Source organism: Pantoea sp. Fr-CA_6, from assembly GCF_024520895.1.
Taxonomy (GTDB): domain Bacteria; phylum Pseudomonadota; class Gammaproteobacteria; order Enterobacterales; family Enterobacteriaceae; genus Pantoea; species Pantoea agglomerans.
On the sequence record NZ_JALNPO010000012.1, the window covers coordinates 22,205 to 41,109 of the forward strand.

Below are 18,905 nucleotides of genomic sequence, written 5' to 3' on the forward strand. Positions count from 1 at the left end.
TTACATTCCTGATGTCAGCGTAATGAACAGCGGTAATGACAAAATACAGAGAATAGAGCTGAGCAGCAGCACAGCCTCTGCATCCGGCGACTGCACGCCAAAGCGGTTGCCAAACACCACCCCGAAGAAACCGGCGGAGAGCGCAATCATCAGAATGGCGGTAATGGCCACCGGACCGCTGAGACCCAATGCCAGCACCAGACCCCAGGCGATAAAGGGCTGAATCAGCAGTTTAGTTACCGTGCCGACGCCCACCACCGCGTTGAGTTTCAGTTTGCGTGCCGACAGGATGACACCGGTCAGGAAGAGTGCAGCGGCGGTGGCAGCCAGACCCAGCGGTTTGATGGCGGCCAGCACCAGATCAGGCATTTTAACGCCCAGCGCTGATAACACCACGCCAATCAACGGTCCCAGTACGATCGGTTTTTTCACTGAACGCCACATCAGAATCGGTAGCATGGTCAGGGTTGAACCGTGTTCGGTGCCATCGGCAAACGCTTTTTCACGTTCCAGAATCAGCAGGCAAAGCGGTGTAAGCAGCACTGAACCACAGGCGATGGAGACCGCTACCGAGAGCGAAGTGGCACCATTTTCACCCAGCACGCTGGCCAGAATGGGCAGGCCCAGCGCGGCGTAATTTGGCAGCGCCACCGTCAGTGTCAGCACAGCCGCATCCTGCGGTGACTTTTTGAAAACTTTTGTAGCCGCGAAATAGACAGCTCCATAGGTAATCCACATTGCGCCGGTAATAACCACAATCAGCGGCCATTGCGCCACGATGCCCGGCCAGGGCGTTTGTACAGTGGCACTGAACAGCGCGGCGGGCAGCGCAAAATCCATGACGAAAATATTCAGCAGAGAGACGTCTTTGTTGTTGACCATTCCGGCCTTACCGGCCCAGAAACCCAGAAGCATGATGACAAAAATCGGAGCAAGGGCATGAACAATTATATAAATCATAAATCACCTGTATTTAAGAAAGAATTTTCTGTTAACAGCGATGTTTATAATTCTGAACACGGCCACTGCCCCGGGGCGCACTTAGCAATGCGCCCCGTCAGACCGGTTTCGGCAGGTTTATTTTTTTATTTAATTACCAGGTTGCGCGCATCCGCTCGCGAACCAGGGAGGAGCTGTGGCGATTGGATGCGCCCAGCCGGTTTTTCAGGCTCGGATCCTGACGCGCATCGCTAATGGCTTTCTGCAAGGCGATCTCGACCATCGCCACATCGGCGTCAGAAGGCGCATCGGGATTGGCCACGTTCAGCAGATCGGAGAGCAGACCCAGCGTGGCGAAGTTATTCACGTCATAGGCCATCGGCGGAATGGTCGCCGCCAGTTTCTCCAGCGCCTCCACCGAACGCAGCGTGATACGCGCGGCGGACTCTTTACCCATGGCGTGCACCAGCACACCCTGATCGTTGAGCGCAATCAGGCGGTTGGCCTGATAACCGTGCGCCAGGAAGGCACCAGACATCGCTTTGCCAACAATCAGCCCAATCACCGGATGACCCGCAAGGCGTGCTTTGGCATAAGCGCCCGCAGCCCCCGCCAGCGCCTGATGAATACCGAACGCCTCTTCGCGACGGCCATAGGCCTGACTCGGTACGTCGATCACCGCCACAATCGGGCGTTTTACGTCGCTGTTCTTGTCCTCTTCCAGCGTTTCATTCACCACTTTCGCCAGCGTCCAGCCTTCCAGCAGACCGACTTCGCCCCTCGCGGCACGCGGATAGTGGTTTTGTGCATCGGGCACCACGGCGATAAAGCGCACGCTTTCACCATTAAGTTCACCGTCCGCCACCTGGACAGAGGCACACAGGCCGCTGAGGCGCTGCGCATCAGGTGCAAGTTTTTCCAGCCAGATTGCACCGCGGCTGTTTGTCTGGGTCATTATTTATCCTCCCGGGCGAAAAGCTGTTTAATCTGCGCCGTGTCCGCCTGCTGACGGGTGTCGAACTGCGTCAGACGTGGCAGGAAATCGGCATATTTATCGCTGCGGTGCTGCGCCGGAACACCTTTAGCGATGAAGTCATTCATCGCACTCTTAACCGCATTGACGCCATCACCGACCAGCGCATCGACCAGGCCGCTGGCGTAGCGGATTTCACCGCCGGTCATGCTCCAGATAAACGGACGATCGCGCGAGTCATACTCTTCAATGCCCGCTTCCTGCTCAATCACCTGTGGACCGTTCAGCCCCAGGCGCGCTTCACGCGTCACAATCAGGTAGCTGCACAGCGCAGCGGCGATGGACATCCCGCCAAAGCAGCCGACGGTACCGGCAATAATGCCGATAACCGGGGTATAGCGGCGCAGATCGACAATCGCGGCATGAATATCGGCAATCGCCGCCAGCCCCAGATTGGCTTCCTGTAAACGCACGCCGCCGGTTTCCAGGCAGAGCACCGCCTGAGTGGGTATTCCGTTGCGGTTGTCTTCGGCTGCCAGTTCCAGCGCCGCCGCCATTTTGGCACCGGAGACTTCGCCCATGCTGCCACCCTGGAAGGTGCCTTCAATGGCGATAACGACCGCAGGCTGCCCGTTCAGCGTGCCGCGTGCCACCACCATGCCGTCATCTGACTGCGGCACCACACCCTGCGGGGCCAGCCACGGCGACATGATGCCTTCGAAAGGATCCAGCAGTTCGCGATAGCTGCCGTCGTCCAGCAGTGCACGGGCGCGCTCACGGGCGCGTAATTCAATAAAACTGGCATCGTTACGCATGGCTCACCTCCTCAAAAACCTGTTCAATACGGATACGCGCCACGCCGGGTGTCGCGCCGAAATCGTAAATAATCAGCTTTCCGGCAGGCAGACCGTTGGTTAAATTCAGGCGGTCAAACAGCGCCTTCCAGCGGGCGTCGCTGTTATCCAGTGAGGTGGTGATATCAATGCTAAGCGTTTGTCCTTCAGTTGCGGTGTACAGCACTTCCATATCACCGGAACCAACGACCCCTGCCAGAGCTTTACCGCTGAGTGAGCGGTTAGCAGGTAAAGATAATGTGATGTGTTCCATAATGGCCTCTAGAAATAAGAATGTTCAGGTGAACAGACCCGATCAATAAACAGCGTCGCGGCCAGCAAATCGGCGGCCCCGCCAGGCGAAGCGTTGAGCGACAGCATGCGCTGGTCGAGCTGCACCAGCGCCTTCTGACCGCCTGCTGTGCGACAGCCGCCAGACAGCAGCACGGCGCGTGCTCCCTGCTGCATCGCTTGCAGTCCGGTCATACCGGCCCGTGACAGCACGCAGGTATCGCTGAGCGAGGTCATGATCGCCATCAGCGCATCAAGGCGGGCTTCATTTTCACTGGCACCTGTTGCACGACTTGTCAGCAGTTGTGGCAGCGCCAGCTTCATCACGTGAGGAAACGCCTGTTGCGCCTCTTCGCGTGCGCCGGGCACCCGATAGCGATGCGTCGCTTTTAACCCTTTGCTGAACAGTTTTGGTGCGGCGCGGTCGGGCAGGCTGGCCAGCGCGGCTGCTGTGCGGGTCAGCTGGTCGGCACTGGCCGCGCCACCGTGCATGGCTGCAGCACTGACCAGCAGTCCCAGCGCCCAGATCGCACCCCGATGGGTGTTGACGCCGCCGGTTGCCGCCATCATTTGCTGTTCACCGTCACGGCCCAGCCGACCCACCGTTTCACGCAGGGCAATATCAGCAGGACGCAGCCAGCATTGACGGGCCAGCGCCAGAAAGGTCGGCACAAGGCTGTGAGCGGAACGCTCCATCAGCGCCAGCGTCAGGTCCTGATGCGCGCCGTTTCCCCGACTGTCTACCAGACCCGGCTTGGGGCTTAGCCGCGCTTCATCGGTCAGACAATCGCGCGCAATCATCGCCAGCTGGCTGGCCTGCGCCTCGGTTTGAGTCTGCGACAGAAGTTTCATTACCAGCTCCGGAATTTTGCCGGTGGGTTATAAAGACCACCCGACCATTCCACCAGGTCAGAGACGCTGCTGGCGGCGAGCAGTGAGCGGGTCGCATCTGAACGACGAATGCCCATATCTTCCGGATAGACCACTTTGCCGCTTTTACGCAGGGCCGCCACGCGCGCCGCATCGACGCCAAGGCCGATATCGGTGATGCCGGCTACCGCAGCGACCATCGCACGGCGCTCTTCAAGGCTTTCCGCGCGATAGAGATAGGCAATACCCTCTTCGGTCAGCACGTGGGTGACGTCATCGCCATAGATCATCACGGGTGCCAGCGGCATACCGGTCGATTTCGCCACTTCAACGGCATCAAGCGTTTCAACAAAGGTCGGTTTGGCACCGGCCTGGAAGGTTTCCACCATCTGAACCACCAGTTTTTTACCGCGCTGCATCGGGTCCGGTTCGGTGATCATATTGAGCCATGCAGGCGTGGCATGGCGTCGGCCGTGCGGATCGTGGCCCATGTTAGGCGCACCGCCGAACCCGGAAAGGCGACCGCGGGTCACGGTTGAGGAGTTTGCCAGGCCATCGACCTGCAGGGTGGCACCGATAAACATATCCACCGCATACTGACCTGCCAGCTGACAGAAGGCGCGGTTAGAGCGCATAGAGCCGTCGCTGCCGGTGAAGAAGATATCGGGACGGGCGCGAATGTACTCTTCCATGCCCAGCTCGCCACCGAAGCAGTGCACGCTCTCAACCCAGCCGCTCTCAATCGCCGGGATCAGCGTCGGATGCGGGTTAAGGGTCCAGTGCTTACAGATTTTGCCTTTCAGGCCGAGTTGTTCGCCGTAGGTAGGCAGCAGCAGTTCGATCGCGGCGGTATTAAAACCGATACCGTGGTTAAGTGACTGCACCTGATGTTCGGCGTAAATGCCTTTAATCGCCATCATCGCCATCAGGATATGTTCCTGCTTAATCAGGCGCGGATCGCGGGTAAACAGCGGTTCGATAAAGAAAGGTTTATCGGCTACGACGATGTAATCGATCCAGGAGCCGGGAATATCGACGCGGGGCAGGTCGGTCTCGTCATCGACCAGCTCATTTACCTGGGCAATCACGATACCGTCACGGAACGCGGCGGCTTCCACCAGGGCAGGCGTATCTTCAGTACTCGGGCCGGTGTAAAGGTTGCCTTTGCGGTCAGCTTTATAACCGGCAATCAGCGCGACGTTTGGACTCAGATCGACATAAAGGCGGGAATAGAGTTCGATATAGGTGTGGATTGCGCCTATTTCCAGCTGACCATCTTCTAACAACTGAGAAATACGCAGACTTTGCGGACCGGAAAAAGAGAAGTCGAGTTTACGCGCAATGCCTTTTTCGAAAATATCCAGATGCTCACTGCGACCCACGCTCGGCATAATCATATGCAGGTCGTGTACTATCGCCGGATTAACCTCAGCCAGGGTACGTGATAAAAAATCGGCCTGCTTCTGGTTATTCCCTTCCAGTACCACCCGGTCGCCCGGTGCAATCAGTTTTTCAAATGCTTCTACAGCTCTTTCAGTAGGAATGACTTTGCCATCAACAGGGAAGGATGCCAGACGACGCGCTTTTTCACTGCGGCGTGTGTTCCATTCCCGGGCAGGCGTTTGGCCTGTGTTCATTTCAACCTCCTGATTAAAATAACGGTTGTTTCGTTTTTACTGAGGAAAGTTTGTGCTTTCTGATGACGTCGTTCAATTAAGCAAAAAGCCTGAACGTTATATTTACAGTAACAATAGGATGTGAACGTTTTGATATGCGAAGCAGAAAGAGTTGAGTTTAGGCGCTGACCAAAAATGTGATCGCATAAACGGATTTCTGTATAAAAAATGGTTTGAGCCTGGCATTTTTAATAAAAAGTTCGTCGTACAAAAATAAACTCTGCTACACGCTGAAAAGCGCAACCTGTCGGATCAGCACCCGGATTCACCGACCCGCTATCGCAGACATAAAAAAAGCAGGCCGAAGCCTGCTTTCTGATTCTTTAGTTAGTTACTGTCCGTTTATGATGCCAGCGACAGGGCGGGTTTAGCTTTCGCTGCCAGCCACTCGGTGACTCGCGCCTGCTGCTCTTTGGTCAGCCACATGCCCTGTTTGGTACGACGCCAGATAGCATCATCCAGCTCACGAACCCACTCATGCTGCACCAGGTAGCGTAATTCTGCTTCGTAAAACTCGTGACCGAAGTTCTCGCCCAGATCGTCCAGGCTTTTCGCGCCAGCCAGCAGGGTTTCAGTGCTGCTGCCGTAGGTGCGCGAGAAGTGGCGCGCCATATTTTCACTGATAAACGGATAGCGACGACGCAGGCTGGCCGCATAATCTTCACGGGTGCCGGAGATATTTCCGCCTGGCAACACGCAGTTCTTCGTCCATGCCGGGCCCGCGTTCGGGTAGTACTTCGCCAGTTTCTCCAGCGCATGTTCTGCCAGCTTACGGTAGGTGGTCAGCTTGCCGCCAAATACCGACAGCAGCGGAGCCTGACCATTATCGTCGCGCACATCCAGGGTGTAATCACGGGTGATCGCCTGTGGCGAATCGGATTCGTCATCACACAGCGGACGGACACCGGAATAGGACCAGACGATATCGTCAGCGGTCAGCTGCTTTTTAAAGTGTCCGTTGAACACTTTCAGCAGATAGTCGGTCTCGCTGTCATCAATATTGACGTTTTTCGGATCGCCTTTGTACTCGACGTCGGTGGTACCGATGATAGAGAACTCATCCATCCACGGGATGACAAACACGATGCGGTTATCTTCGTTCTGCAGAATGTAAGCCTGCTTTTCGGTATGGACGCGTGGCACCACGATGTGGCTGCCCTTGATCAGGCGAATACCGTAAGGTGATTTCAGCTTCAGGCTGTCGTCGAACAGCTGTTTGACCCACGGGCCGGCAGCATTGACCAGGCCTTTCGCCTGCCAGGTAAAGGTTTTACCGCTGTCGACATCTTCCGCTTCGACCTTCCACAGGCCGCCTTCACGCCAGGCACGGGTCACGCGGGTGCGGGTACGGACTTCGCCGCCACGCTTCACGACTTCCTGTGCGTTCAGTACCACCATGCGGGCATCATCGACCCAGCAGTCAGAATATTCGAATCCGCGCGTAATTTCCGGCTTCAGGGCCGAATCCGCGCCAAATCGCAAACTTTTACTGCCTGGCAGACTGGTACGCTTGCCAAGATGGTCATACATAAACAGGCCGGTACGGATCATCCACGCCGGACGCAGATGCGGACGGTGCGGCAGACGGAAGCGCATAGGGAACGCCAGATGAGGAGCCATTTTCAGCAGCACTTCACGCTCGGCCAGTGCTTCACTGACCAGACGGAATTCGTAATGTTCAAGGTAGCGCAAGCCGCCGTGAATCAGTTTTGAACTGGCAGAGGAGGTCGCGCAAGCCAGATCCCGCGCCTCCAGCATTAACACCGACAGTCCGCGTCCTGCAGCGTCTGCTGCAATGCCGGCACCGTTGATGCCGCCGCCGATCACGATCAGGTCTTTGGTTTCCACGTCATCTCCTCCGATGTTCGGAATAGTTCACTAATGTTCGTTTTCGAGCATAATCATAATCGCAAACCAACATTGACGCCAGCTTTTAACCAGGTAAAAACATTTTTGCGTGATATAGCTAACATTCTGCCCACCAAAAAAACCGATAGCCGTAACGATTGTCAGGTTATCGGCGTGGATTCTCGGGTTACACTACGCGCTATTGTGACGCTGTTATGAGAGATCCCATGGAAACGTTCGAATGTATTGATGTGCAGCAGGCGCAGGCGCGTCTGGCGCAGGGTGCGCTGCTGGTAGATATCCGCGATCCGCAAAGTTATGCCCTGGGTCATGCGGCCGGTGCGTTGCATCTGACCAACAGCAACCTCAGCGATTTTGTCAGCGGCGCCGATCTCAGCCTGCCGGTGCTGGTGATGTGCTATCACGGCAACAGCAGCAAAAGCGCGGCACAGTATCTGCTGGGACAGGGCTTCAGCGCGGCGTACAGCATTGATGGCGGCTTTGATGCCTGGCGTGCTGCCTTTCCTCAGCAGGTTGCCCTCGGCAGCGAATAGATTGCCGCTCGTCACATGGAGAGTTACTGATGCGCATTACTCAATTTAATCAGCCCCGCATGGCGCAGGCCTTTGTTGACTACATGGCGACGCGGGGCATCACGCTGCGTATTGAGCATGAAAATCACTACGTCATCATGCTGGATGATGAGAGCAAGATTTCACTGGTCGAAAACGAACTTCAGCAGTTTTTGCACGACCCTAACCATCCGCGTTATCAGGCCGCCAGCTGGCACAGCGGAAAAACCGACAGTGGCCTGCGCTATGAGCGCAGCAATATCTGGGCGAATATCCGTGAGCGTGCCGGTCCGCTGACCATGACGCTGATGGTGCTCTGTATCGCGATATTTATTCTGATGCAGGTCATGGGCGATCGCACCGTGATGGCCTGGCTCTCCTGGCCGGATGCCGATCAGCATCTTCAGGTCTGGCGCTGGTTCAGCCATGCGCTGCTGCACTTTTCACTGCTGCACATTCTGTTTAATCTGATGTGGTGGTGGTATCTGGGCGGCGCGGTTGAGAAGCGACTTGGCAGCGGCAAACTCTTTGTCATCCTGCTGATTTCGGCTCTGCTCAGCGGCTGGCTGCAGGCGAAGTTCAGCGGCATCTGGTTTGGTGGCCTGTCGGGCGTGGTCTATGCCCTGATGGGTTACTGCTGGCTGCGCGGGGAGCGCGATCCCGACAGCGGCGTCTATCTTGAACGGGGATTGATCGGTTTTGCGCTGGTCTGGCTGGTGATTGGCTGGTTTGGCGTCTTTGGTCTGGCTATTGCCAACGCGGCGCACGTCGCCGGTCTGGTGGTCGGACTGGCGATGGCGCTGGTGGATACGCGTAAAGTCACGCGTCGTTAGACAGGATTATGCGGGTTAACAGGAGAGGAACGTGAAGCAGACGCAACGTCATGACGCGATTATCGATTTAGTCCGTCGTCAGGGATATGTCAGTACTGAGGAGCTGGTGGATCATTTTGAGGTCAGCCCGCAAACCATTCGTCGCGATCTCAACGATCTGGCCGATCAGAACAAAATTCAGCGTCACCACGGCGGCGCGGCGCTTCCCTCCAGCTCTGAGAATACCGCCTGGCACGACCGTAAAATGATGTGGTCAGCGGAAAAAGCGCGGATTGCCCAGCGCGTGGCCAGCCAGATCCCGGATGGTGCCACGCTGTTTATCGATATCGGCACCACGCCGGAAGCGGTGGCGCATGCGCTGCTCAACCACAGCGATTTGCGCGTGGTCACCAATAACCTTAACGTCGCCATGCTGCTGATGGATAAACCCGATTTCCGGGTCATTATCGCGGGCGGTGAAGTGCGGACCCGTGATGGCGCGGTAATGGGTGAAGCGACGCTCGACTTTATTTCTCAGTTCCGTCTCGACTACGGCATTCTGGGGATCAGCGGCATCGATATGGATGGTTCGCTGCTGGAGTTTGACTATCACGAAGTCCGCACCAAGCGCGCCATCATTGAAAATTCACGCTGCGTGATGCTGGTGGTGGATCACTCGAAGTTTGGCCGTAACGCGATGGTCAACCTCGGCAACATGAGTCTGCTTGACTACCTCTACACGGACAAAACGCCGCCTGCCAGCGTAATGAAGGTGATTGAGCAGCATGAGGTTCACCTCGAACTCTGCTGATTCCTGCCACGCCAGCCTCCCGGCTGGCGTTTTTCTTTGATTGCTGTCGCTTTTTTCCTCACTCCCGTCTTTACTTAACGGTTGCTGGCACCCGGTTGCCAGCCCGTGCGCTTTCTATTTTTGCTTCACCTCATTGCGTAACAGAAGGGAGTGATATGCCGCAGCAAAAATTTAATAAAGCCCGTTTTAATGCCGCCTTTACCCGCCAGTGGCAACAGTTAAGTCTCCGTTCCGCCCAGCAGATGACCCCGCACCAGGCGTGGCAGGCGGTCAGCGCGGCGCTGGCGGAGCTACTGGACGCACAACCGGCACCGCGTCCGGCTGTGCAGCAGCGTCACGTTAATTACCTTTCGATGGAGTTTCTGATTGGCCGTCTGACCGGCAACAACCTGCTCAATCTCGGCTGGTATAACGACGTCAAAGCGGCGCTGGCTGAGCACGAGTTCGATTTAACGGAACTGCTGGAGCAGGAGGTCGATCCGGCGCTGGGCAACGGCGGGCTGGGACGACTGGCCGCCTGCTACATGGATTCGATGGCAACGGTGGGGCAGTCCGCCACCGGCCACGGACTGAACTACCAGTATGGCCTGTTCCGCCAGTCTTTCGATGATGGTCAGCAGATTGAAGCGCCCGATGACTGGCAGCGTGAGCGCTATCCCTGGTTCCGCCACAACGCGGCGCTGGATGTGGAAGTCGCGATGGGGGGCCGGGTAGAAAAGCAGGAAAACGGCGGCGTACGCTGGCTGCCCGATTTTACGCTGCGCGGCGAGGCCTGGGATTTGCCGGTGACCGGCTACCGCAACGGCGTGACGCTGCCGCTGCGTCTGTGGCAGGCCGTGAGTGCGCATCCTTTTGATCTCACGGCGTTTAATGACGGCAATTTTCTGCAGGCGGAGCAGCCGGGCATCGAGGCGGCAAAACTGACCAAAGTGCTCTATCCCAATGACAACCATCAGGCCGGCAAGCGGCTGCGCCTGATGCAGCAATATTTCCAGTGCGCCTGTGCGGTGGCGGATATCCTGCGTCGTCACCATCTGGCGGGACGCAGTATTCACAGCCTGCCTGACTTCGAAGTGATTCAGCTTAACGATACACATCCCACCATCGCCATCCCGGAGATGCTGCGCGTGCTGCTGGATGAGCATCAGCTGAGCTGGGATGAGGCGTGGCAGATCACCAGCCGGTTGTTTGCTTACACCAATCACACGCTGATGCCGGAGGCGCTGGAGCGCTGGGATGAGAAGCTGATGCGCAGTCTGCTGCCGCGCCATATGCTGATCATCAAAGAGATCAACCAGCGGCTGAAAAAGCAGGTGAAGCAGCGCTGGCCGGATGACAAAGCGATGTGGCACAAGCTGGCGGTGGTCGCTGACGGTCAGGTGCGGATGGCGAATCTCTGCGTCGTCAGCGGGTTTGCGGTCAACGGCGTGGCGGCGCTGCACTCAAGCCTGGTGGTCAGCGATCTTTTCCCGGAATATCACCAGCTCTGGCCGCAGAAATTCCACAACGTCACCAACGGCATCACGCCACGCCGCTGGCTGAAGCAGTGTAATCCGGCGCTGGCCGGGCTGATTGATGAGACGCTGAAAACCGAGTGGGCCAATAACCTTGAGGCGTTAAGCGGTCTGGAGGCCTATGCCGACGATCAGGGGTTTCGTCAGCGCTATCGCAGCATCAAACAGCAGAATAAAGCGCAGCTCACAGAGTATATCGCCCGCCACACGGGGATTATCGTGAACCCGGCCGCGCTGTTCGATGTGCAGATCAAACGGCTGCATGAGTACAAGCGCCAGCACCTCAGCCTGCTGCATATCCTCTACTGCTATCAGAAGCTCTGTCATAACCCGGAGGATGTCACCTTTACGCCACGGGTGTTCCTGTTCGGGGCCAAAGCCGCGCCGGGTTATTACCTCGCCAAAAATATCATTTACGCCATTAACAAGGTGGCGGAGGTGGTGAACAACGATCCACGGGTCGGCGACCGACTTAAAGTGGTGTTTATCCCGGACTACCGCATCACCGTGGCCGAACTGATGATCCCGGCGGCCGATCTCTCAGAGCAGATCTCCACCGCCGGGTATGAAGCCTCCGGCACCGGCAACATGAAGCTGGCATTGAACGGTGCGCTGACGATTGGCACGCTGGATGGCGCCAATGTCGAGATTGCCGAACAGGTGGGTGAGGAGAATATCTTTATCTTCGGTCACACCGTGGATGAGGTCAAAGCGCTTAAGGCGAAAGGCTATAACCCGAAAAAGGTGCGTAAGCAGAACAAGCCGCTGGACGATCTACTGAAATCGCTGGAGAAGGGCAAATTCAGCAACGGGGATAAACATGCGTTTGACCTGATGCTGGAGAGCCTGACGAAACATGGCGATCCCTGGCTGGTGCTGGCCGATTTCCAGGCCTACATCGAGGCGCAGCAACGGGTGGAAGCCCTGTGGCGCGACCCGGAAGGCTGGACCCGCGCCGCCATCCTCAATACGGCACGAACCGGCATGTTCAGTTCGGACCGGTCAATTCGTGACTATCAGCAACGTATCTGGCAGGCACCGCGCTAAGGAGCAGCAATGAAGCAACATTCACTCGATCAGGCCGCCCGTGCCGCGGGAATTTCACTGGACTACATCAACGTCAATGGCGAGAAAGAGGCGATCAGCGATGAGACCCTGCAGGCGCTGCTGGCGGTGATGGACGATCCGCAGGACGCAAAAAAATCGCCGCTGCCGCCGGTCGCGGTGTTCAGCGGCAGTGGCAAGCGACAGCTGACGCCACAGGGCAGCGGCGTTTACCGCTGGCAGTTGCAGACTGAAAACGGCAAACAGCACAGCGGCGAGTTAACCGCCGGTGAGCCTTTTACGCTGCCTGGCCCGCTGGCGCAGGGGTACCACCAGCTCACACTCAGTAAGGGCAAAAAAAGCTGGCAGACGCGGCTTATCGTCGCGCCGCGCCGCTGCTATCTGCCTCCGGCGCTGGAAGCGGGGGAAAAACGCTGGGGTGCGCTGGTGCAGCTCTACACCGTGCGCTCTGAACAGAACTGGGGCATCGGCGACTTCGGCGATCTCGACCAGCTGCTGGTGCAGCTGGCTGAGCGCGGTGGCGATTTCGTCGGGCTGAATCCGCTGCATGCGCTCTATCCTGCCAGCGCCGGTTTCGCCAGTCCGTATAGCCCGTCGTCGCGCCGCTGGCTGAACGTAATCTATATCGACGTCAGTCAGGTGGCCGATTTTCAGCAAAGCGCGGCGGCACAGAAGTGGTGGAAAAGCGCCAGAACCCGGAAGGCGCTGACCGAAGCGCGTGAGGCGGAGCTGGTTGACTACGAGGCCGTAATGGCGCTTAAGCTCGCTGCGCTGCGGCACGCCTGGGCACACTTTCAGACGCGAGACAGCCAGAGCGAAGAGCATCAATCCTGGGCGGCCTTTGTGCGTGAAGGCGGCGACAGCCTGCGTTATCAGGCCGCCTACGACGGCATACAGCTGGAGCGGCGGGCAGATAAGGCGCAGCAGGGCGGCTGGCCTGCGTGGCCAGAAGGGTGGCGCAACAGCCAGTTGCCGGAGGTGCAGCAGTGGTGTGCACAGCATGAAGAGGAGATCGCTTTCTGGCAGTGGCTGCAATGGCTGGCGCAGCAGCAGTTCTCTGGCTGCTGGACGCACAGTCAGGCGCTGGGCATGAGCGTCGGACTCTATCGTGACCTGGCTGTGGGCGTGGCGGAAGGCAGCGCGGAAACCTGGCACGACCCGGAGCTTTACCGCCTCAAGGCCTCGGTGGGTGCGCCGCCTGACCGTCTCGGTCCGCTGGGACAAAACTGGGGCTTACCGCCGATGGATCCGCATGTAATGAAGGCGCGCGGCTACCAGCCATTTATCGACATGCTGCGCGCCAACATGCGCGACTGCGGCGCGTTGCGCATCGATCACGTGATGTCACTGCTGCGTCTGTGGTGGGTGCCTGCCGGGGAGACGGCGGATAAAGGCGCCTATGTGGCCTATCCGGTCAACGATCTGCTGGGCATCCTGGCGCTGGAGAGCCACCGGCTGCGCTGTATGGTGATTGGTGAAGACCTTGGCACTGTGCCCCAGGAGATTGTCAGCCTGCTGCGTAAAAGTGGCGTCTTTTCATGGAAGGTGCTCTGGTTTGAGCAGGAGAAGGATGAGCGCTATCGCGCGCCGCAGGACTATCCGCGCCAGTCTATCGCCAGCGCCAGCACGCACGATCTGCCTACGCTGACCGGCTTCTGGGAGCAGGGCGACCTGGCCCTGGGTGAGAAGATTGGCCTCTATCCGGGCGATGCGGTGAAAGCGTTACATCAGCAGCGCGCCGCGCAGAAGCAGGCGCTGCTGGATGCGCTTCATCAGGCGGGCGCCTTACCGGCACGCAGCCAGAAGAAGGCAGAGAAGCTCACCATGACGCCTGCGCTGAATCGGGCAATACATCGCTTCCTGGCGGATACCGACAGTGCGCTGCTTGGCCTGCAGCCTGAGGACTGGCTTGGCATGACCACGCCGGTCAACGTCCCGGGCACGGTGGATCAGTACCCTAACTGGCGACGCAAGCTGAGCAAAACGCTGGAGGAGATCTTTGCGGACAAAGAAGTGAATGCACTGCTGAAAGTGGTCAGCCAGCAGCGTCAGTCAGGAGAGAAAGGGCAATAACAGAAGCGCGGCAGCCAGGCTGCCGTTTCTGACCGATGATAAAACTTGATCAGAATAAATCTGGCAGCAACTGCTCAACTCAACACGCAGGGAGCGCGGGCAGAGGAGGAAAGCGTCCCGCGTCAGGGACAAAAACGCCGGGAGCGTTTTTGAACAACGCAAAGCGTTGGCCCGGCAACGGGCGCACCTCAGGGATGAGGTGCGTAATCGCGCGGGCCGAGCGTGTCAGGGATGACGGATTTTGCGTCTTTCCGATCTGACCGCGTTCCCTGAGCAGGCTCGATCTCTCAGCGGAGAGGGCAGATTCTGACTGCAAACCCCGCTTATTCATCAGTAGAACGAGTGTTCACCGCGCTGATGCTCAGTAATATCCCGCACGCCTTTGAGTTCCGGGAAGGCGGCCAGCAGCTCTTTCTCGATACCATCTTTCAGGGTCACGTCGATCATCGAACAGCCGTTACAGCCGCCGCCAAACTGCAGAATGGCGTAGCCCTCATCGGTGATCTCCATCAGCGACACACGACCGCCATGGCCAGCCAGCTGTGGGTTGATCTGCGCCTGAAGCAGATACTCAACGCGCTCAACCATTGGCGCATCATCAGAGACTTTACGCATTTTGGCATTCGGCGCTTTCAGCGTCAGCTGTGAACCAAGATTGTCGGTAACGAAGTCAATTTCAGCATCTTCCAGATAAGGCTTGCTCAGTTCATCAACGTAAGCAGAGAGCTTTTCGAACTTCAGTTCGGTGTCAGTAGCTTCAACGGCATCGGGCGGACAGTAAGAGACGCCACACTCGGCTGTTGGCGTACCCGGGTTAATCACGAATACGCGAATCTGGGTGCCATCTTCTTGTTTGGATAGCAGTTTAGAAAAATGTTCCTGGGCAGAGTCAGTAATTCGGATCATGTCGATTGCTCAATAGTTGACTAATTTAGTTGGTTATAATACGCCCATCAAAGACGCTCTACAAGGTACGGCACAGGCACCAGACCTGCACGCTGGCGGCACCCTGGGCCATTAACAGGCGGCTGATTTCATCTACCGTACTGCCGGTGGTAATGACGTCATCCAGCAGAGCGATATGGCGTCCCTGCACCACCATTTCAAGGCAGAAAGCACCCCGTAAGTTGGTGCGGCGCTGGCGGGCGCTGAGCTGATGCTGTAATGCGCCACCGCGCTTGCGGGAAAGACCTTCGCGCCATTCACATCCCAGCCAGTGCGCCAGCGGTGCGGCCAGCAGTACCGTCTGATTAAAGCCGCGCTGCCAGCGTCGTCGCCGATGCAGCGGAACCGGCAGCAGCAGATCGGGACGCGGCACACTGCCACGCCGGTAAACATTAAGCCAGCTTAGCAAAAGCAGCCGCGCCAGCATCACCCTGAGTGCGGTTATGTGAGAAAATTTAAGCTGGTTAACCCACTGGCTGAACGGCGGACAATAGTCATTGACGCAGACCAGCGCCTGCCAGGCGGGCGGTTTAAGCTGGCAGCGGCCGCAGGCGACCTTTGCTGAACCTGCCGGCAATCCGCAGCGTGGACAGAGCAGCGGTAACGGCGGTAATCCGCGCAGACATAAGCTGCAGATGCCGTGCCGGGCTATCCGCAACGGCATCCGGCATAGCCAACACAGGGCGGGCATTGCTAGCATAGCGACCTCCTTATCATTTTCGGGATAGTAACTGATGACGTCGCTCTACTGGCACACCTGCGGAGAAGGAAAACGCGATCTTGTGCTGCTGCACGGATGGGGACTGAATGCCGAAGTCTGGCAAAGCATCATTCCGCGACTCAGCGCGCACTATCGCCTGCATCTGGTCGATCTGCCCGGCTATGGCCGCAGCCAGCATTTCGGTGCGCTGACGCTGGAGCAGATGGCAGCGCAATTGCTGCCTGCGCTGCCACCGCAGTCGATTGTGGTGGGCTGGTCGCTGGGCGGACTGGTGGCGACGCAGCTGGCGCTGAGTGCGCCAGAAAAACTGGCTGCATTGATCACCGTTGCCTCGTCGCCCTGTTTCACCGCCACAGAGAGCTGGCCCGGCATTAAACCGGAGACGCTGCAGAACTTTCAGCAGATGCTCAGCAACGATTTCCAGCGCACGGTGGAGCGCTTTCTGGCGCTGCAGACGCTGGGTACCGAAACGGCTCGCGCCGATGCGCGGCAGCTGAAAGAGGTGGTGCTGTCGCAGCCGATGCCGGAGGTGGCGGTGCTGGATGGCGGGCTGGAGATTCTGCGCCAGGTCGATCTGCGCGACGCGTTACCGCAAATTACGCTGCCGTTCCTGCGACTCTATGGCGCGTTAGATGGACTGGTGCCGCGCCGGATTGCGGCGGAGATAGATGAAATGTTGCCAGCATCGCCCTCAGTGGTTATCGAGAAAGCCGCACATGCGCCTTTTATTTCCCATCCTGAGCGCTTTTGCCAGCATATTGTTAATTTTATCAGTAATCTGCCGTGATAATGACGCTTTGAACTGGCAAAATCGCAGACAGCAGCAATACTTCTCTCTGTGAGCGAGGCCGTTGCAATTTTATGTGATTAGTCATGGAAATGACTATGCCGTTCCATACTGCCTTACGCGTTTAGCGGCTGCTTACATCTCACAATGGATCATGAATGAGGGTAAACATAATGAAGGTTTTTAAATGGGTTGTGGCTTCAATGATGATGGGCGCGATTTCATTTTCTGCGATGGCAGCGAAAGAAGTCACCAAAGAAGAAGTTAAGACAATGAACCTGCAGAAGATCGGCACCGTTAACACCACGGCGGAAACCACCTCGCCAATGGATGCTAAAAAAGTGCTGTCGCAGCTCGCTGACGAAAAAGGCGGTAAATATTACCTGGTGATCGCCGGTCGCGAACACGGCAAATTCAGCGCAACGGCTGAAGTCTACAAGTAATTAACGTAGCCACATGAACTGCCAGGCATCCAGCTTAACCGGCTGGGTGCCATCAATTTTCTCTCCGCTCACCACATCCTGCAACGTATGCGCCACCGGCAATTGCGTCTCCACTGACCGTCCACTGAGATTAAACACGCACAGCAGCCCGTCGCCGCTTTCTGGCTGATGACGTCTGAGCACCAGCACGGCGTTTTCGCTCTCATAAAGCGTCATCGGATTATCCGGGTGAAACGCAGGCTGGCGACGACGCAGCTGAATCAGTTGTCCGAGCCGGGTATAGACCTGCTGGCGCAGCCAGTTACCGCCCGCAAGATCTGCCTCAATCTGCTGTAAATCATACTTCTGCCGATTAATCGCCCGGTTGTGTCCGGCGGCGCGCACGCCATCGTAATGGTTACGACCACCCAGAATGCTCTGGATATAGATGGCAGGCACGCCGGGAAAGACCAGCAGAATCGCATGGGCCAGCAAAAAACGTTTCAGCCGCGTGGCGTCGTCGTCGTCTTCACGGTTGAGCGCATCCAGATAGGTGACGTTGATTTCATAGGGGCTGGTGGTGCCGTCAGGGTTGTTTTTATAGGAGACCAGCGCGCCTTCCAGCGCCAGATCGCGCACCAGCGCGACAATCTCCACTTCAGACAAAATGCCGCGTGCCGGATTAAGGCCGATGCCGTCGTGTGACGCCAGGAAGTTGAAAAAGGTGGTGTCGTTGCTGCTGAGATCCAGAGCGCTCGCCCACTGCCGCAGTGCGCGCGCCGAGCCGGTGTGAATCGCATGCAGTACCAGCGGCGGCAGTGAAAACTGATAGACCATCTGCGCCTCATCGTGCCCGTTGCCCAGATAGCTGATGTTGTCCTGATGCGGCACGTTAGTCTCGGTGATAATCACCGTGCCAGGCGCAACCTGGTCGGCAATAGCGCGAAACAGCTTCACCAGCTGATGAGTCTTTTCCAGATGAATACAGCGCGTGCCGGGCGTTTTCCACATGTAGCCGACCGCATCGAGACGCACATAGTCAGCGCCGCGTTTCAGGTAGTCGAGCAGCACATTGACCATGCGCAGCAGCACCTCAGGATTGGCAAAGTTGAGGTCGATCTGGTCGGCGCTGAAAGTGGTCCAGATAAAGCGGGTATCGCCATCCGCCATTTTAAACGGCGTCAGCAGCGGCGAGGTGCGCGGACGCGTCACGGCGCTGAGATCGGTGGCGGGCGGCATACTGATAAAGAAATCGTCCCAGCCGGGATCCTGCGCCAGGAAGTGGCTGAACCAGGCGCTGTGTGCCGACATATGGTTGCAGACAAAGTCGAACATCAGCCGGGTTTCCTGATGCAGCCGCGCGATATTCTGCCAGTCGCCGCACAGCGGATCGACCTGATGGTAATCAATCACCGAAAAGCCGTCATCGGACGACCAGGGGAAAAAGGGCAGCAGGTGAACCAGCGGAAACGTGGATTGCAGGTGCTGCTGATAGAACCGGGAAAAGGTGCTGAGCGTGGGTTTATCGGCTTCGCGAAACTGATCGGCATAGGTGATCAGCACCACATCCTGCTCATCCCAGTGTGCCTTGCGCGGCAGCTTAATGGCCTCGCGGGCGGTGGCGATGTCAGCCAGCAGGCGCGCAAAGGTTGCCTCCGGAAATGTGCCAGCATAAATCTTATCAATCAGATCGGTGATCGTTTCCATCGTGAATTGGGTGCCACAGCAGGTGTTGTTTTTATGACAGGCGTCT

17 protein-coding genes are annotated in these 18,905 nt (G+C 57.5%); 7 read left to right on the forward strand and 10 right to left on the reverse strand.

Annotated features, from left to right (window positions below; translation table 11 throughout):
* The 7 genes from NR201_RS18185 to glpD all read right to left on the reverse strand — a co-directional run bounded on the left by NR201_RS18185 (position 1) and on the right by glpD (position 7,430).
* A complete protein-coding gene (locus NR201_RS18185) occupies positions 1 to 960 on the reverse strand; it encodes an AEC family transporter (RefSeq protein WP_010253228.1) in 960 nt (319 codons plus the stop codon).
* 133 nt (positions 961 to 1,093) lie between these two features.
* Positions 1,094 to 1,894, reverse strand: coding sequence for a biotin-independent malonate decarboxylase subunit gamma (gene mdcE, locus NR201_RS18190; RefSeq protein WP_033768059.1), 801 nt, complete (start codon positions 1,892 to 1,894; stop codon positions 1,094 to 1,096).
* Complete coding sequence (locus NR201_RS18195) at positions 1,894 to 2,727, reverse strand: biotin-independent malonate decarboxylase subunit beta (RefSeq protein ID WP_010253223.1); 834 nt, start codon at positions 2,725 to 2,727, stop codon at positions 1,894 to 1,896. Before NR201_RS18195 ends, mdcE begins: the two co-directional genes overlap by 1 nt.
* Positions 2,720 to 3,019, reverse strand: a complete 300-nt coding sequence (gene mdcC / locus NR201_RS18200; protein WP_256850054.1) for a malonate decarboxylase acyl carrier protein — start codon at positions 3,017 to 3,019, stop codon at positions 2,720 to 2,722. Before mdcC ends, NR201_RS18195 begins: the two co-directional genes overlap by 8 nt.
* Positions 3,020 to 3,027: 8 nt before the next feature.
* The gene (locus NR201_RS18205; RefSeq protein ID WP_256850055.1) at positions 3,028 to 3,888 is read right to left on the reverse strand and encodes a triphosphoribosyl-dephospho-CoA synthase; all 861 of its coding nucleotides are present in this window, start codon (positions 3,886 to 3,888) and stop codon (positions 3,028 to 3,030) included.
* Positions 3,888 to 5,543 carry a malonate decarboxylase subunit alpha gene (mdcA, locus tag NR201_RS18210; RefSeq protein WP_010253213.1) on the reverse strand — a complete coding sequence of 552 codons (1,656 nt, stop codon included), beginning with the start codon at positions 5,541 to 5,543 and terminating at the stop codon, positions 3,888 to 3,890. The genes NR201_RS18205 and mdcA overlap by 1 nt, the downstream gene beginning before the upstream one ends.
* Positions 5,544 to 5,924: 381 nt before the next feature.
* Positions 5,925 to 7,430, reverse strand: a complete 1,506-nt coding sequence (gene glpD, locus NR201_RS18215; protein WP_010671548.1) for a glycerol-3-phosphate dehydrogenase — start codon at positions 7,428 to 7,430, stop codon at positions 5,925 to 5,927.
* A 227-nt stretch (positions 7,431 to 7,657) separates the two neighbouring features.
* On the opposite strand from glpD, the gene glpE reads away from it, so the two are divergent.
* The 5 genes from glpE (at position 7,658) to malQ (ending at position 14,277) form a co-directional block, all read left to right on the forward strand.
* A complete protein-coding gene (glpE, locus tag NR201_RS18220) occupies positions 7,658 to 7,984 on the forward strand; it encodes a thiosulfate sulfurtransferase GlpE (RefSeq protein WP_256850056.1) in 327 nt (108 codons plus the stop codon).
* A gap of 29 nt (positions 7,985 to 8,013) precedes the next feature.
* Positions 8,014 to 8,835, forward strand: coding sequence for a rhomboid family intramembrane serine protease GlpG (gene glpG / locus NR201_RS18225; protein WP_010671549.1), 822 nt, complete (start codon positions 8,014 to 8,016; stop codon positions 8,833 to 8,835).
* Between the two features lie 31 nt (positions 8,836 to 8,866).
* Complete coding sequence (locus NR201_RS18230) at positions 8,867 to 9,625, forward strand: DeoR/GlpR family transcriptional regulator (RefSeq protein WP_010253201.1); 759 nt, start codon at positions 8,867 to 8,869, stop codon at positions 9,623 to 9,625.
* A 155-nt stretch (positions 9,626 to 9,780) separates the two neighbouring features.
* Positions 9,781 to 12,186 carry a maltodextrin phosphorylase gene (malP, locus tag NR201_RS18235; protein WP_256850057.1) on the forward strand — a complete coding sequence of 802 codons (2,406 nt, stop codon included), beginning with the start codon at positions 9,781 to 9,783 and terminating at the stop codon, positions 12,184 to 12,186.
* A 9-nt stretch (positions 12,187 to 12,195) separates the two neighbouring features.
* A complete protein-coding gene (gene malQ, locus NR201_RS18240; RefSeq protein WP_256850058.1) occupies positions 12,196 to 14,277 on the forward strand; it encodes a 4-alpha-glucanotransferase in 2,082 nt (693 codons plus the stop codon).
* 330 nt (positions 14,278 to 14,607) lie between these two features.
* Here the strand turns inward: malQ and nfuA are convergent, their stop codons facing one another.
* Together nfuA and gntX are read right to left on the reverse strand one after the other, a co-directional pair.
* The gene (nfuA, locus tag NR201_RS18245) at positions 14,608 to 15,183 is read right to left on the reverse strand and encodes a Fe-S biogenesis protein NfuA (protein ID WP_010253194.1); all 576 of its coding nucleotides are present in this window, start codon (positions 15,181 to 15,183) and stop codon (positions 14,608 to 14,610) included.
* A gap of 58 nt (positions 15,184 to 15,241) precedes the next feature.
* A complete protein-coding gene (gntX, locus tag NR201_RS18250; RefSeq protein ID WP_022624032.1) occupies positions 15,242 to 15,922 on the reverse strand; it encodes a DNA utilization protein GntX in 681 nt (226 codons plus the stop codon).
* Positions 15,923 to 15,956: 34 nt separating this feature from the next.
* Here gntX and bioH point away from each other — a divergent pair, with 34 nt between their 5' ends.
* Together bioH and NR201_RS18260 are read left to right on the forward strand one after the other, a co-directional pair.
* On the forward strand, positions 15,957 to 16,730 hold the full coding sequence (bioH, locus tag NR201_RS18255) for a pimeloyl-ACP methyl ester esterase BioH (protein WP_033768069.1): 774 nt from the start codon (positions 15,957 to 15,959) through the stop codon (positions 16,728 to 16,730).
* A 173-nt stretch (positions 16,731 to 16,903) separates the two neighbouring features.
* The gene (locus tag NR201_RS18260; RefSeq protein WP_010253187.1) at positions 16,904 to 17,173 is read left to right on the forward strand and encodes a YdgH/BhsA/McbA-like domain containing protein; all 270 of its coding nucleotides are present in this window, start codon (positions 16,904 to 16,906) and stop codon (positions 17,171 to 17,173) included.
* Here NR201_RS18260 and NR201_RS18265 read toward each other — a convergent pair whose 3' ends face one another.
* Entirely contained in the window at positions 17,174 to 18,859 is a 1,686-nt protein-coding gene (locus tag NR201_RS18265; RefSeq protein WP_256850059.1) for an alpha-amylase family glycosyl hydrolase, read from the reverse strand.
* Between the last annotated feature and the right edge of the window lie 46 nt (positions 18,860 to 18,905).

Excerpts from the sequence above, each read along its gene's own strand:
- NR201_RS18205 (WP_256850055.1), bottom strand. The coding sequence starts at position 3,888 with ATGAAACTTCTGTCGCAGACTCAAACCGAGGCGCAGGCCAGCCAGCTG.
- glpG (WP_010671549.1), top strand. The coding sequence starts at position 8,014 with ATGCGCATTACTCAATTTAATCAGCCCCGCATGGCGCAGGCCTTTGTT.
- bioH (WP_033768069.1), top strand. The coding sequence starts at position 15,957 with ATGACGTCGCTCTACTGGCACACCTGCGGAGAAGGAAAACGCGATCTT.
- NR201_RS18195 (WP_010253223.1), bottom strand. The coding sequence starts at position 2,727 with ATGCGTAACGATGCCAGTTTTATTGAATTACGCGCCCGTGAGCGCGCC.
- NR201_RS18260 (WP_010253187.1), top strand. The coding sequence starts at position 16,904 with ATGAAGGTTTTTAAATGGGTTGTGGCTTCAATGATGATGGGCGCGATT.
- NR201_RS18265 (WP_256850059.1), bottom strand. The coding sequence starts at position 18,859 with ATGGAAACGATCACCGATCTGATTGATAAGATTTATGCTGGCACATTT.
- mdcA (WP_010253213.1), bottom strand. The coding sequence starts at position 5,543 with ATGAACACAGGCCAAACGCCTGCCCGGGAATGGAACACACGCCGCAGT.
- malQ (WP_256850058.1), top strand. The coding sequence starts at position 12,196 with ATGAAGCAACATTCACTCGATCAGGCCGCCCGTGCCGCGGGAATTTCA.
- gntX (WP_022624032.1), bottom strand. The coding sequence starts at position 15,922 with ATGCTAGCAATGCCCGCCCTGTGTTGGCTATGCCGGATGCCGTTGCGG.
- mdcE (WP_033768059.1), bottom strand. The coding sequence starts at position 1,894 with ATGACCCAGACAAACAGCCGCGGTGCAATCTGGCTGGAAAAACTTGCA.
- malP (WP_256850057.1), top strand. The coding sequence starts at position 9,781 with ATGCCGCAGCAAAAATTTAATAAAGCCCGTTTTAATGCCGCCTTTACC.
- glpE (WP_256850056.1), top strand. The coding sequence starts at position 7,658 with ATGGAAACGTTCGAATGTATTGATGTGCAGCAGGCGCAGGCGCGTCTG.
- mdcC (WP_256850054.1), bottom strand. The coding sequence starts at position 3,019 with ATGGAACACATCACATTATCTTTACCTGCTAACCGCTCACTCAGCGGT.
- nfuA (WP_010253194.1), bottom strand. The coding sequence starts at position 15,183 with ATGATCCGAATTACTGACTCTGCCCAGGAACATTTTTCTAAACTGCTA.
- NR201_RS18185 (WP_010253228.1), bottom strand. The coding sequence starts at position 960 with ATGATTTATATAATTGTTCATGCCCTTGCTCCGATTTTTGTCATCATG.